This window comes from Janthinobacterium paucivorans, assembly GCF_051380805.1.
GTDB lineage: Bacteria > Pseudomonadota > Gammaproteobacteria > Burkholderiales > Burkholderiaceae_D > Janthinobacterium > Janthinobacterium lividum_D.
Genome location: NZ_JBNYXR010000006.1, coordinates 95,016 through 107,250, shown reverse-complemented (window position 1 = coordinate 107,250; position 12,235 = coordinate 95,016). Strand labels below are relative to the sequence as shown.

At 62.8% G+C, this 12,235-nt stretch carries 15 protein-coding genes; all 15 read right to left on the bottom strand.

The window, feature by feature from the left end:
• Nucleotides 1–37: 37 nt before the first annotated feature.
• From ACQ4V8_RS09485 to ACQ4V8_RS09415, 15 genes are read right to left on the bottom strand one after another with little or no spacing between them, the layout of a single operon-like run.
• Nucleotides 38–463, bottom strand: a complete 426-nt coding sequence (locus ACQ4V8_RS09485) for a hypothetical protein (protein ID WP_436571324.1) — start codon at nt 461–463, stop codon at nt 38–40.
• Nucleotides 460–822 (bottom strand): RusA family crossover junction endodeoxyribonuclease, encoded by a 363-nt coding sequence (locus ACQ4V8_RS09480; RefSeq protein ID WP_436571323.1) that lies wholly within the window; start codon nt 820–822, stop codon nt 460–462. Before ACQ4V8_RS09480 ends, ACQ4V8_RS09485 begins: the two co-directional genes overlap by 4 nt.
• Nucleotides 819–1,172 carry a hypothetical protein gene (locus ACQ4V8_RS09475; RefSeq protein WP_436571322.1) on the bottom strand — a complete coding sequence of 118 codons (354 nt, stop codon included), beginning with the start codon at nt 1,170–1,172 and terminating at the stop codon, nt 819–821. Before ACQ4V8_RS09475 ends, ACQ4V8_RS09480 begins: the two co-directional genes overlap by 4 nt.
• A 36-nt stretch (nt 1,173–1,208) precedes the next feature.
• Nucleotides 1,209–2,057, bottom strand: a complete 849-nt coding sequence (locus tag ACQ4V8_RS09470) for an ATP-binding protein (RefSeq protein ID WP_436571321.1) — start codon at nt 2,055–2,057, stop codon at nt 1,209–1,211.
• Nucleotides 2,044–3,000, bottom strand: a complete 957-nt coding sequence (locus ACQ4V8_RS09465; protein WP_436571320.1) for a YdaU family protein — start codon at nt 2,998–3,000, stop codon at nt 2,044–2,046. The genes ACQ4V8_RS09470 and ACQ4V8_RS09465 overlap by 14 nt, the downstream gene beginning before the upstream one ends.
• Nucleotides 2,997–3,758, bottom strand: a complete 762-nt coding sequence (locus ACQ4V8_RS09460; RefSeq protein WP_436571319.1) for a hypothetical protein — start codon at nt 3,756–3,758, stop codon at nt 2,997–2,999. The genes ACQ4V8_RS09465 and ACQ4V8_RS09460 overlap by 4 nt, the downstream gene beginning before the upstream one ends.
• Nucleotides 3,755–4,159 (bottom strand): hypothetical protein, encoded by a 405-nt coding sequence (locus ACQ4V8_RS09455; RefSeq protein ID WP_436571318.1) that lies wholly within the window; start codon nt 4,157–4,159, stop codon nt 3,755–3,757. Before ACQ4V8_RS09455 ends, ACQ4V8_RS09460 begins: the two co-directional genes overlap by 4 nt.
• Entirely contained in the window at nt 4,156–6,786 is a 2,631-nt protein-coding gene (locus ACQ4V8_RS09450) for a DNA methyltransferase (RefSeq protein WP_436571317.1), read from the bottom strand. Before ACQ4V8_RS09450 ends, ACQ4V8_RS09455 begins: the two co-directional genes overlap by 4 nt.
• Nucleotides 6,783–7,277, bottom strand: coding sequence for a Ref family recombination enhancement nuclease (locus ACQ4V8_RS09445; RefSeq protein ID WP_436571316.1), 495 nt, complete (start codon nt 7,275–7,277; stop codon nt 6,783–6,785). Before ACQ4V8_RS09445 ends, ACQ4V8_RS09450 begins: the two co-directional genes overlap by 4 nt.
• Complete coding sequence (locus ACQ4V8_RS09440) at nt 7,274–8,095, bottom strand: phosphoadenosine phosphosulfate reductase domain-containing protein (protein WP_436571315.1); 822 nt, start codon at nt 8,093–8,095, stop codon at nt 7,274–7,276. The genes ACQ4V8_RS09445 and ACQ4V8_RS09440 overlap by 4 nt, the downstream gene beginning before the upstream one ends.
• Nucleotides 8,096–8,097: 2 nt before the next feature.
• Nucleotides 8,098–8,526 carry a hypothetical protein gene (locus ACQ4V8_RS09435; RefSeq protein ID WP_436571314.1) on the bottom strand — a complete coding sequence of 143 codons (429 nt, stop codon included), beginning with the start codon at nt 8,524–8,526 and terminating at the stop codon, nt 8,098–8,100.
• A complete protein-coding gene (locus ACQ4V8_RS09430; RefSeq protein WP_436571313.1) occupies nt 8,523–10,655 on the bottom strand; it encodes a DNA cytosine methyltransferase in 2,133 nt (710 codons plus the stop codon). The genes ACQ4V8_RS09435 and ACQ4V8_RS09430 overlap by 4 nt, the downstream gene beginning before the upstream one ends.
• Complete coding sequence (locus ACQ4V8_RS09425; RefSeq protein WP_436571312.1) at nt 10,652–11,209, bottom strand: ArsR family transcriptional regulator; 558 nt, start codon at nt 11,207–11,209, stop codon at nt 10,652–10,654. The genes ACQ4V8_RS09430 and ACQ4V8_RS09425 overlap by 4 nt, the downstream gene beginning before the upstream one ends.
• Nucleotides 11,206–11,523, bottom strand: coding sequence for a hypothetical protein (locus ACQ4V8_RS09420; RefSeq protein ID WP_436571311.1), 318 nt, complete (start codon nt 11,521–11,523; stop codon nt 11,206–11,208). The genes ACQ4V8_RS09425 and ACQ4V8_RS09420 overlap by 4 nt, the downstream gene beginning before the upstream one ends.
• Complete coding sequence (locus ACQ4V8_RS09415; RefSeq protein WP_436571310.1) at nt 11,520–12,215, bottom strand: phage antirepressor KilAC domain-containing protein; 696 nt, start codon at nt 12,213–12,215, stop codon at nt 11,520–11,522. Before ACQ4V8_RS09415 ends, ACQ4V8_RS09420 begins: the two co-directional genes overlap by 4 nt.
• Nucleotides 12,216–12,235 lie beyond the last annotated feature (20 nt).

Genomic DNA, 12,235 nt, shown 5'->3' with positions numbered 1-12,235 from the left:
ATTTTTAGTTTCAAATAGCCCTGTCCTGGATGATTTCTCATACCCTCAATACCCCTGTTTTATTGAACTCGCGGATCGCCGCCAGTGAAGCCTTGGAAATGTCGTAATTCGACACGCTGCGCAGGAAAACCATCGTTTTGCCGATGCCGTCACGCAGCACGCGCATTTCGTCGCCGTTGACGCCGAAGGTGCCGGTGCGTTGGGCGCGCGCCTGGATCTCGGCAACCGCTTCGACCATTGCCTGTGCCACCGGCAGGATGGCGTGGCCATCTGGCGCAATGCGGCGGGCCATGTCGGCGTTGCTCAGGAGGTCGTAGACGTGTCGCTCTTGGAAGTGGCCCTTGCCCATCGCTTCGCTGGCCTGGAATCCGGGCATTTCGAAGGCAATGTCTTTACGCAGGCCTGGCGGCAGCACGGCTGGCTTCGGGGTGTAGCGCTTGCGGGGCTTTTTGTTGGCGCTCATGCGGCACCGCCGATCTCGATGCGCACCGCGCCAGGCTTGGCGCCATACTCGCGCCGCAGCGTGACCGGATCGAACCGGACATCGTTGACGCCCAGGGCGTCGGCCACGCCGTCCAGCGATGGCTTCAGCGCCGCCAGCAGGTTATCGCGGTCGCGCGCACGGCGGTCCGGCTGGATGAACGTGATGGTCAGGGTGATGGCGCCGTCGCTGACTGTCTGGCCTTGCATCGCGTTTTTAGTGAGCAGCGCGGCACCGTCGCGCGCCTGCTTGCGCAGCGCCGATGTCGCGGCCCAGTGCAGGCCCTTGCTGCGGTTCGGATTCAGCTTGGCGCTTGGCCATGGCAAGGTGACTGCGATCATTGGCAAGCCTCCAGCGCACTGATAATTGCTCGCACGATGGCGACACGCGCCGCCGCATCGGCTGTCGCGTGGCCGGCGATCGCCTCAAATGCCGCGCCCTTTTCGTAATCGCGTGCCGTCGCCACCGCGTCAATCCCAGTGAAGCCGACGCTCATCTTGAACTGCCCGATCATCGGGCCGGCCGCCGCCCAGTCGCCCAGCCAGTCCGGTACCAGCGCCTGGCCGCGACTTGCGGCGGCGCCGGCCGGCGGCGTGCCGACCAGAGCGCCACCCACCTCGACAATGTTGGTCCAGCCAAGCAACTCGGCCAGGCGTTTGTTTGCTGCGATTATGTTTTCTTGGTTTTTCATTTAAAGCCTTTTAAGCCGTTTTTTTTGATGGGTACGTCACTTCGTAGCGGCCATGGCCCTTGCGCAGTGCGGCGGTGCCTCTGGCAAATCCTGAGCGGCATTCGCAGCCTGGACGCTCGGGCGTTTCCCCCTGTGCGACTCCCAATCGAAGACCACCAGCCTGCCGCCGCCCTCGCGCAATCGGTCGAATGCGCGCGCTCCCAGGAACTGCTCCAGGCCGGCCGCGTCGAGGTTGCTGATGACGATGGTCGGGCGCGCTGCCTCGTAGCGTCCGTTGATGATCTCGAACAGGATCAGCTTTTCCGTGTCGCTGCCGTGCTGCACGCCCACCTCGTCGAGGATCAGCAGATCAGGGTCGACCAGGTCGCGAATGGCCTGGGCCTCGGTGCGCCCGGCGCCTTTGCCGTAGGTTTCCTTGACGGAGCGCACCGCGCGCATCACCGACGTGAAGACCGCCTGGCGCCCTTGCGCCATGATGTGGTGGGCAATGCCCACGGCCAGGTGGGTCTTGCCGGTGCCGACATCGCCAGCGAAGATCAGGCATGCGCCAGTGGCCCGGGCGTCTTCGAAGTTCTCGGCGTACCGGGTGGCCACGGCCAGCGCACGCTCGGCGCCAGGGCAATCCGGCCGGTACGATTCGAGGCGGCGATCAGTGAAGCGCTCGGGAATGGCGGCACGGCCGAGCTTGGCGCTCCATTCGCGCGCCTTGAGCTCCTGGCGCCATTCGGCGCGCTGCTCGGCCTCGCGTACCTGGTCCTCGACGTTCATGCAATCCGGGCACGCGGACCAGGCGCCGCGAATCAGCATTGCCGTGTACTCGCCGTGCATCGGGCACCGCTCGATCTGCGCGCTGGCGTAGCGCTTCTTGCCTTCAAAAGGTGCCATCTGCCCCAACGCCCTTGTGGTAATCCTGCTTGCCAAAGTTTCCATGCTGTGCCGTCTTTCCGCCCAAAGGCGTTCGTTTCATCGTCAGTTGATCCCACTTCTCGCGCAACTTTGCCGGCGAGAGGATGTTCGAGCACCAGAACGCGTCTCCCTGGGCCCATTGGAAAAGTTCGCAGATTTCCGCGTGGGTGCGCTTGTCCCGCTCGCGCAGCAGACGCACATCATCGGCCCAGCCCTCGAAGTTCGGCTGCTTTGCAGCGGCATTGTTCGCCAGCACCCGGCCGAACAGCCAACGGGCGCACTTCTCGTCGTCAGCGCTGTGCTTGCGCTTCTCCCTGACTTCCTTGATATCGACCACAGGCACCGTTGGAATCGCCGCGTCGGGGATTTTCTCCGACAAGGTTTTATATATTGGTGATTGGGTATTGGGTATTGGTGTTTGGGTAGCCGTTGCAGGCGTTGCAGGTGCCGTTACAGGTGGCGTTTCAGGTTTCGAGCTTTTCGGGGACTGCAACGCACCCGCCATCGCTCGGAGTTCCTTGATTCCGATATTCCAGGCAGCGTGCTGCCCAGCTGCCGTAAGCTGCGCAAACAGGGCTGCACGCTCGTCTCTATGCCGCCTCATGCGTGTTTCCTCGTTCGCTTTCTTTGCTTCTCGCTCTGGCTCGCCGGCCTGGAATGCGAAGATAATTTCGTCGCAGGTTTTGTGGTGCCAGCCATCGGCAGCGAGAGAAAAAAACTCTTTGAGAACGACGTCAACCGCTTTTTTTTCTTCGCGGCTGCGTGCGCGGACGACACGTTTTATTTCCTCAGCGTCCGGATCGAGTGGCAATTCCTTGTCGAGGTAGCGTCGAATCATGCGGCAATAGATCCCGTCCTCGCAGGCGGATAGGTGCGAGGTATTCTTGTCGTAGTCGCCAATATGGTGCTCGAAGTAGTTCAAGGTCGGGCCTCCATAAACAGTGATTCTTGAATCGGTGCCGTCTTGCGGTTCCAGAAAGTGAGCGCCTGGTGCGACTCGATCCGCTCGCGCATGATTGCCGCCCTCGCCTCCTTGGTTGGCGGCGTGTAGGTGCCGCGCCAGGCCGAATCGATACCCACGTTTTGCCCGATGTTCGTGCTGTCGGCACTGGCGAACGGGAAGCGCGAGAAGATAGCTGGGTCGAGCATACGCAGGCCGTGCAGCTTGCAGGCAGGCCTGCCAGATTTATCGCAGATGACATCCATAGCCTGCGCCATGCGCGTCCACCAAGCCGGTGTACCGATCTGCGCAAACTCGCCCGAACTGCCAAGGCAGATGCGCGGCCATTCGTTGACGAGGCAGTCCAGGCGGCCCAGCGATTCGTGCAAGTGCCATACCGGCGCGCCGACATGCGGCGCCGACGTGCGCCATGGCCACTCGGCCAGCAGCGCGTCGTTGGCCGCCTCGTCGCCGTCGATGACGTCCGGAATTACCGCGAAATCGAAATTCGGGTAGCGGTGCAACTCGCCCACCCATTCGTAGAATAACGACCAGTCAGTGATGGGCTGGCCGCTGCGCCAGGCCGAGAACGCCCCGTTGTCGACGGCGAACGACTGCGCCACTTCCAGGGCGATGGTCAGTTGGTCTGGATGGCGGAAGGAAACGAAGGCATGCCCGCCGCTGACGGCGCGCACGGCGGCCGTGGCCGGTGTAATTGGTAGCCCGTGATAATGGATCATGGGCGAGCCTCCTGCGCACGCGCGCCGAACAGCGCAGCCACCAACGGATCGCCGACGGCGCCCGCCTTGCGGATCCAGTACTTGCTGCGCCAGCGCGCCTTCATCGAGTCCCAGCGGCCGTCCTGCTTGGCCTTGGCCTCGAAGCGCAGGCGAACCTGGCGCTTGGTCAGGTGCTGCAGTTTGCATGGCGCGTCCGGCAGATCACCCACGGCATACACCGCCATAGCGGCGCCGGCGCGCGGGTGCGGTTTCCAGCTGACGATGTAAATTTTGCGCCCGGCGTGCAGCAGGCGAACCCACCGCAACACGGCTGCCTGGCTGACTCCTGACTTGATAACGATCTCGGCCTTGGTGCCGGGCATGGCGCCAAGCACGAATTCACTGAAATTTGCGCGCGTCACTTTGCATTCTCCTCGTCCATCAGTTCCATATCGAACAACGTGGGCATGCTGACTTCGCGCTCCATGGCTTGGCAGTAGTGCACCTGGTCGGTGAAATATGCCGGGTTCAGTTCGCTGCCGGCGCCGCGGCGGCCCAGCTTCATCGCGCGCACGGGCACGGTACCCAGACCACAGAACGGGTCGTAGATCACCTCGCCCGGGTTGCTGTAGCGGCCGATCAGCCGGTCAACGATATCGATCTGGAACGGGCAAACATGCTTTTCGACCGCGCGCGCCGACTGCTCGCCGTTCAGGGTGCGCATACGCACGATGTCGTGCCACACGGCCGGGTCGGCGCTGCCAGGCGCCAGGCTGAGGTAATCAGCAGGCAGTGCCTTGCCGGCCAGCAGCGCCTCGCCGACCGCGACGTGGTACTCGTAGTTATAGACGTTGTCCAACGACATGCTGGTGAACAGCTTCGCCAACTTGCCCGGGCCGAAGCTGGCCAGCTCGGCCGCACCCAGCAGGCGGTCGCCGCTCGAGCGCCAGAACGCATGCGCGTCGACCTGCCAGCGTGCCACGCTGTAACCGGTACCGGGAATCGGTGCAGCCTTGCGGTCGAAGGGGATGCGATCGCCTGCATCGTCCTGGCACATCGGCTTGGCCTTGGTGACTGGCGTGTCGGCATAGCCGCGTGAGCGGTCCGTCTGTGGCTTGTGGAACAGCAAAATGTATTCAGGCGAGCCGACGCCCATCTTCGTGCCGTCCTTACACACCTCGGAATAGCCCAGGCGGTAGGTCTGGTTGTTTTCGCGCACGACGTCAGTCACGACCGTGATCATGCCCATGTAGTCGAAGCCATGCTTGATGCCGTGGAACAGCGCCTCGGCATGAAACGGGCTGACGGTGGGCACGCCGGCGCCGGTCACGTTGCCGAAATTAATGCGGTCTTTGACGTGGCAAGCGTAGATGCGGCCCGGCTGCAGGATGCGCAACAATTCAGGCGTCAGGAAATCCATCTGCGCCCAGAAGTGGTCATTGTCCTGGGTATGGCCGAAATCGTTATAGCTAGGCGTGTATTCGTAATGGTTGGCGAACGGGACGCTGGTGATGATCATGCCGACCGAGTTTTCCGGCTGCTGCATGGCTTCGAGCACGCAATCGTTATTTGCCACCGAAAAGCGCTCACCGGCTACCACGGCGCGCTCGACGCCAATGGTGCGCGCCAGCGAATCCTGCATCGACAGCTGGTCCAGGCCGTAGGCGCGGATGATTTGCCCCATCTTGGCCTGCATTTCGTCGTGGCGGCGCCATTTCTCCATAAGGTCGGCCAGCACTTTGCGCTCGACTTCCGTGTGGATGATGTCGATCCGGACCGCGTGCGGCTGCTGGAAGCGCTGGACCCGGTGAATAGCCTGGATGAAATCGTTAAATTTGAAGCCAATGCCGGCGAAAATCTCACGGTGGCAATGCACCTGGAAGTTGCAGCCGCTGCCGGCAATGATCGGCTTGGTCGACAGGTCCTTGATCTTGCCGTCGCTGAAATCAGCGATGCGCTGTTCGCGCTGGTCCAGGTCCTGCGTGCCCCACACGCTCACCACGCCCGGCATAGCTGCCTGAATGGCATGGCGCTCGTCCTCGAGGTCGTGCCAGATCAGGAAGTGATCTTCAGGATCTGCAGCCATGATCTCGGCAACCTTGGCGACGCGCGCGGCCATGCTATCGCGCTTCTCGCCTGCGGCGGCCGACAGCCCCATGGCTACGTTCGGGATCAGCAGGCCCTGGCCGTTCTTTTCGGCGCCGGCCGTGCTGTAATTGCTTGGCACCTCGTGAAAGCGCACGTCCAACGCGGGCAGATCATAGCCCTCGTCCGAGTGGCCCAGGTCGCTCGGGCGCTGGATGAAAACAGCCCAGCTGGCCACCCACAGCCAGAATTCCTGCTCTTTATGCGGATAAAGGGTTAGATTGCCGGCCTTCTCGCTGTCGCGCTGGAAGAAGCGCGTCAGGGCCTGGCCCGTATCCATCACGCCCAGGTAGCCGGCATAGTGGATCAGCTCCTTAAAGCGGTTCGGGCTCGGCGTGGCCGTGTAGACAAATTTAAACTCGACGCCATCGAACATCGGCAAGAATTCCTGGTACGTCTTGCTGCCGTAGCTGCGCAGTACGCTGGCCTCGTCCAGTCCGGACGCCTGCCACTTCGTCACGTCGACCTTGGCTTCACGGACCGATTCGTAGTTCGTCATGTAGATCGTGGCCGGATCATCGATTTCCGCATCGGTGCGAATGAAGCGCAGGTCGACCGCCTGATCGCCAGTGAAGCGCTTCGCCACCTCGCGCGAGAACTCCTGACGCACGCCCAGCGGCGCGACGATGCCGCGAATGCCGCCCGGCCGGTGGATGCCGATCTGGCGCATCACTTCCAGGTTGGTACTGGTCTTGTGCAGGCCGAACGAGGCGAAGATGGCGCGCTGGCCGCCGGCGAGCGCCCAACGCACGATGTCACGGGTATGCGGCTTCAGTCCAGGATGGATATCGGCCAGCGGCACGTCGAAGCCCTTGCGCTGGGCCAGCTTGATCTTTGCGTGCAGGAATTCGCTGTACGCAACTTCTTTCAGGTGTTTTTGCTCTTGTGGGCTAAATGCGCTCATGCTTTCTCCGTAATATTTTGCGTGGTGGCCGCCGCCGCAGCGGCTGGCCGTTTTTTGTTCAAGGCATGCGCGCACACCGCCATCAGCTCCGCCTGGGTGCCGTAGCGCCGCTCAAAGCGAGCCTTCCAGGGGTGAATGGCCAGCATCGTCTTGTCTTCTCCGGTGCCATCCTGGTGGTGACCGGCGCAAAGTGGCAACACGAGCTGGTGGCAGCCAGGCTTCGTACGGCCATCGACGTGGTGGATGCTGACGTGCGGATTGAAGTTGCCATCCTTCATGCAGGCGATGCAGCCAAGCGCCGCCAGGCGAGTCCACATCAGCTTTTCGGCGGCGGTGACGGCGAGTTCCTTTGATTTCAGCTTCGCCTTCTTTGCCGGCGCCGTGCGCTGGTGCGACTGCACGGAGAGCATGCCGGTGCTGGCTGCTGGTGATTGGCGCTTGAATGGCGTGCGCGCCAGGGGCTTGCCGGGCTTCATGGGGGTGCGCTTCATACGATCGCCCCCTCGCCTGCCATCACGCCAGTGATTTGCTCAAGCGTCTGCCTGCCATGTTTTTTGCTTGGCATCATCATCACTTGGCCGGTGCTGCGCTCTAGTTCGATATACCGCCGATAAAGGTCAGGGTTCAGGCGCGCAGCCGTCGTCAAGTCAGCCTTGTTACTCATGATGCAAAAACAACACGAGAAGCGCGACATGCCTGCGGCATAAACCCAGTGCGGCGACTGGCCGGCGGCCGCGATGTGGGCAAATACATCGCCAGTGGTCCAGTCGTGGATCGGCAGCCAGTCGTACCACTCGCGGCCAGCCTTGCTATTGCCCTCGTGCCGCTTGAATGGCGTCAATTTGGAGCGCCCCGGCGATTCCTCGGCGCGCATGCCCATGCAGTTGACGACCAAGCCCCACGCTTCGATGCCGTCCGCCTTGCGTTCGCGCGTGACGGCGCGAACGGTGCGCTCGATCGGCCCGCGCTTCAGGTCGCTCGTGCACTGGCGCTGCGATGGCGATGGGAACATGCCACGTTCCTCGATCATCTGCAGCAGGCCTCGCCGGGAACTGCAGACGTGCAGTGGCTCGCCGGCGGTCGTCGCCTTGATGTGATCAACCGCGCCTGGCCATTCGACTTCACCCAGATCGGCGTGCACGATGACGCGCTGCGCAGCCGGCACCAGGTCGCGCAGCATCAGGTACATGGCCTGGCTATCCTTGCCACCACTGTGATTAATCACGAAGACTGCGCCGCGTGCGATTAAGTTGATGATTTGCTCGGGCAGCTGCGCGATGCCGGCCGCGAATAATTCGGACTGGTTCATTGTCAATCCTCCATCGCGCGCTTGATGCCAGCACTATCGAGACCGGCAGCCTTGCAGCCCAGGCGGGTGGCGTGGAAGTAGGCCTGCGTTTCGCTTTCGTGGCCGACAATGGCCAGGCCGGCATCGACCAGGCGCTGCATCGCTTCCCGCGCAGTACCAGAAATGTTGGCGCAGTAGTAATTACGCAAACCCCAGTGATATTTCCGGCGTTCCGGCACGGCGCCCAGCATGTGCTGCAGCTTGGCGAAGTCGCCAGGCGTGATGGCGTCACGGATGGCGGCCAGCGCGCAGGCGGCGCATTTGCCGTGCTGGTCCAGCTGCTTGGCGGTACTGGCCTTGCCGCAGGCGCAGCGCTTGCGGATTAGCGAAAAGTCTGGCGCGACCTGGTTGGCCAGGTGCTGGCGTTCCACGCGGGAGAGGTCGTACATCATGCGAACCTCGCAATCTCACGCTCATGCGCGAAGTTGGCGACAATCAGCGCTTTAGCCATGGGCGGGCACACCGAATTGCCGCACATGCGCACCTGAGCGCTCTTCGTCAGTTTCAGGCCCTGCGCTGGGTCGTCGCCGATGATGTAGTCGTCAGGGAAGCCCTGGGCCCGGAATAGTTCGCGCGGCTGCAGCATGCGCAGGCCGATATCCACGATCTGGTAATCCTGGCCGTGGATCGTCACCAGGCCGAAGCGGTCACGGCTCGTGACGGTGGCCAGGGGCCCGTTGATCTCGGGCGCTTGGTCCGTGCCGTAGTAGCTCAGCAGGAACGCACGCACCTCGGCGTGGTGCTGGCCGCCGGCGCTGACCGTGCCCAGCGGCTCGTCGGTACCAGCCGCCGTGCTGGTGCCGCGCAGCTTGATCATGTTGCTCGTAACCAGCGCGGACTTGCCGCCCCCTCCAGCCGTGACCGTGCCTAGCGGCGCATCAGCGGCGTGGCCGACGCTGGCGCCCATGTCACGCTGGATATGCGCCGACACCACGCTGAAGTGCCCGCCCTTGACCTGGGCGCAGATGGTGCGCAGCGGCTCGTCGGCCGGCATCACGCGCTGATTGCTCGCGTTGGCGTGCTCGGTTAAGAATGCCGTTACTAGGCTGTGGTGATCGCATGCGGTGACCGTGCCGATAGGATCGGCTAGGTCGGACCCCACGACGCCCGTGTAATGTTTGGCCAGGAACGCTGTGGCCACCGCCTTGTTGCCGCTGGCCGTCACGGTACCCAGTGGGGCCTCGACGTCATGCGCCCCGGTGCCCCAGCGCTTTACACCGCCGGGCGATACCTCACCATGGGCGGCATCGACCAGCACGGCAGATACCAGCGCATGCTTGCTCTCGCCGACGACTGTGCCCAGCGGCTTTTCAATATCAAGCGCACGCGGCTCCTGCGCCGCGCGCACCAGCATGACGTTTTCCTCCTCCCCGCAGCGCGGGCATTCGGCGGGCGCCAATCCGCCGACGCAGGTAGCGTGCTGGTCGTGAAATTTGTCACCACAAGCCTTGCAGTGGTACAGCGCCGGCCGCTCGCCATATCCAGTCTGCACCAGCGTGGCCACGCCCAGCGCCTTCTCGCCGCGGTGCGCGCCGGTGATAGTGCGGAACGGCTCACCTATCGATTCCGTGCGGTCGCCGCCCTGGTGCGTTACCGGGACGATGGTCGGCGCGCAGAAATAGCTGTCGTTGCACGCCAGCAGCGTGCCGAACGGCCTGGCAGTTGGGCGCGGCTCGTCAGCGCGTGCTGGGCCGCCGGCGCCGACGATGAACGGATCGTCCGCGTCGACGACGTAGCGCATGATGCCCTTGGCGATGCGGCGCAGCGTGGCCGGTGCCAGCGGCTTGTCGCGCTCGAAGATCGACGGGCAAGGCAGGCTGAAGTCGATACACTCGGCCGCCGTGCGGTACGGCAGCAGCTTGCCGGCGCGCACACCGATGCTGCCAGGCGCACCATGCGTAGGCTCTGGCCATTTGATGGCAATACCGTCACGGCGCGCCACTAGGAAGAAACGCTTGCGAATGGTGGGCGTGTTGTGGTCGCAGCCGCGCATTTCGCGGAACTCGACCGCATAGCCCTGCGCACGCAGTTGGCGAATGAAGCTATCGAAGGTCTTGCCCTTCTTGGCCGGGTCCGGTTTGGCGCTGCCGTCGGCTTCGACCAGCAGCGGTCCCCACGTTTTGAATTCCTCGACGTTTTCTAGCATGATCACGCGCGGCTTGCACTTGGCTGCCCAGCGCAGCGCCACCCAGGCCAGGCCACGGATGCGTTTTTCGACCGGCTTGCCACCCTTGGCCTTGCTGAAATGCTTACAGTCAGGCGACAACCAGACCAGGCCCACTGGTCGGTTTCCCGTCACCTTGATCGGGTCGACGTCCCACACGCTCTCGCACAGGTGCGTGGTGTGCGGATGGTTCGCCGCGTGCATGGCCAGAGCTTCGGGGTCATGGTTGATGGCGATGTCGACCGGACGACCGAATGCCTGCTCCAGGCCGGTGCTGGTCCCGCCGCCGCCGGCGAAGTTGTCGATGATGAGCTCATTGCCCAAGTCGAGGGATAATGTGAAGGAATCGCGCTTCATGGACGCACCTCCGCGCCAGCTGGGCCGAAAAACGCCGCTACCAGTGGATCGCGCGTCGGCGTCCCGCACCAGGCGCGCACCGAGTAAGGCACATCGTCACCCATGATGTGCAAGTGGCGGCCGGGCACCTCCGGCTTGCGGTCCTTGACCGCTGGCGGTACGGTGCTGCGCTGCGCCGCAACTCTCGGCTCCGACAGTGTGGCGATGAAAGCGTCCACGACGCCCTGGTCGTCGCTCAGTTGGAATGACGGCTTGCCGATGTAGCTCGCTGTGCCGCCGATGTAGCGCGCCAGCTCGATCACGCCGGCGTTGCGCAGGGTCTTGACGTACTTGCGCGCACCGGAATGTGAGAATCCGAGGAAGAAGCAGACCTCATCCACTATCATTTCTCGCGTCGCGAACTCAGCGATCAGTGCTTTCGTCTGCTTGACGCGGCGCTCGGTAGCTGTGGTGCGCCGCTTAGCCGGGGCTGGCGCGACTGGGCGCGACTGGGGGATTGCGGCCAGGATTTCGGCGGCCAAGTCGGCTTTGGCGGAATTGCGGATGGCGCTCATTGGCTCACCGCCTTCCGGCAAGCATTGTCCAGGCGGCGCTTGATGTTGTAGGCAGCGCGCTTTGCGGCTAGGTAGGCGGCGTATTCGATGGCGGTTGCGGCCTTTAATTCCTCGCCATCCGGGCCATTGATGTTGATATGACCCTCGCCGCACTCGTAGTCGCGGATCGCGTCATGGTATTGATGCTTAGCCATATCGACGGCATTGATGGCTCGGCTGTGATCGATCGCAAGCTGGCCGATGGCGAGCAGCGCTACGAGGGCTTGCACGTCTACCGACGAAGCAGGTGCTTTTGAATTTGGACGGACATTCATGATTCAGCACCCCCGATTTTTGCATACTTCCGTACCAGGAAGACCTGGCCAGCGCCGGTCACCATGGCGGTGAACGTCGGATGCTCGACGCCCTTGCTATCCTTGTACGGGCTTCCCTCGATGACGGTGAAATAGCCCTTGTCGATGTATTTCTGATACGGCATGCGGCTGCCCTCGATCAGAATATGATCCTCGCGCAGGCGCCTGAAAAGCTTGGTGCGCCCGATGCCGATCATCTTGCCTACCTTGTCGATGTGGCACACGCCATCGATGGCGCGGATTGTTTCAGCAAACAAAACCTTCGGCGCGTCACCGGCGATTTTGGCTGCTTGTTCTTCGATGATTTCGGCCTGCTCTGCGGCCAAACGTAGCGCGGCGCTGAAAGTTGTAGGCGTTTTGATGGCTGGCACCGCGATGACCGCTTCCAGCTCCATCCAGCGATCAACGATGCGGCCAGTGAACTCGGGCGACAGGCGCGCAACCAGGACGAGGGAATCGCGCTTGGTCAGCTGGTGCATTGGATACTCGCGGCCGCCAATTGTTGCGCGGTACTGGCATTCCACAGATTGTGTTATGCCCTGCGCGGCCAAGTCGCGGGCCGTGCGCAGCACCTGGTCATGACGTTTGCTGGTCAGCGCCGCAATTTCGACGCTGGTCATCAGCAAACCGCCTGGTGGTATAATCATTTCCATCGTGTTTCCTCACGTAAAGT

Bases quoted from the DNA above. Each gene is read 5' to 3' on its own strand.
- ACQ4V8_RS09485 (WP_436571324.1), bottom strand. From the start codon at position 463: ATGAGCGCCAACAAAAAGCCCCGCAAGCGCTACACCCCGAAGCCAGCC.
- ACQ4V8_RS09480 (WP_436571323.1), bottom strand. From the start codon at position 822: ATGATCGCAGTCACCTTGCCATGGCCAAGCGCCAAGCTGAATCCGAAC.
- ACQ4V8_RS09475 (WP_436571322.1), bottom strand. From the start codon at position 1,172: ATGAAAAACCAAGAAAACATAATCGCAGCAAACAAACGCCTGGCCGAG.
- ACQ4V8_RS09470 (WP_436571321.1), bottom strand. From the start codon at position 2,057: ATGGCACCTTTTGAAGGCAAGAAGCGCTACGCCAGCGCGCAGATCGAG.
- ACQ4V8_RS09460 (WP_436571319.1), bottom strand. From the start codon at position 3,758: ATGATCCATTATCACGGGCTACCAATTACACCGGCCACGGCCGCCGTG.
- ACQ4V8_RS09450 (WP_436571317.1), bottom strand. From the start codon at position 6,786: ATGAGCGCATTTAGCCCACAAGAGCAAAAACACCTGAAAGAAGTTGCG.
- ACQ4V8_RS09445 (WP_436571316.1), bottom strand. From the start codon at position 7,277: ATGAAGCGCACCCCCATGAAGCCCGGCAAGCCCCTGGCGCGCACGCCA.
- ACQ4V8_RS09440 (WP_436571315.1), bottom strand. From the start codon at position 8,095: ATGAACCAGTCCGAATTATTCGCGGCCGGCATCGCGCAGCTGCCCGAG.
- ACQ4V8_RS09435 (WP_436571314.1), bottom strand. From the start codon at position 8,526: ATGATGTACGACCTCTCCCGCGTGGAACGCCAGCACCTGGCCAACCAG.
- ACQ4V8_RS09430 (WP_436571313.1), bottom strand. From the start codon at position 10,655: ATGAAGCGCGATTCCTTCACATTATCCCTCGACTTGGGCAATGAGCTC.
- ACQ4V8_RS09425 (WP_436571312.1), bottom strand. From the start codon at position 11,209: ATGAGCGCCATCCGCAATTCCGCCAAAGCCGACTTGGCCGCCGAAATC.
- ACQ4V8_RS09420 (WP_436571311.1), bottom strand. From the start codon at position 11,523: ATGAATGTCCGTCCAAATTCAAAAGCACCTGCTTCGTCGGTAGACGTG.
- ACQ4V8_RS09415 (WP_436571310.1), bottom strand. From the start codon at position 12,215: ATGGAAATGATTATACCACCAGGCGGTTTGCTGATGACCAGCGTCGAA.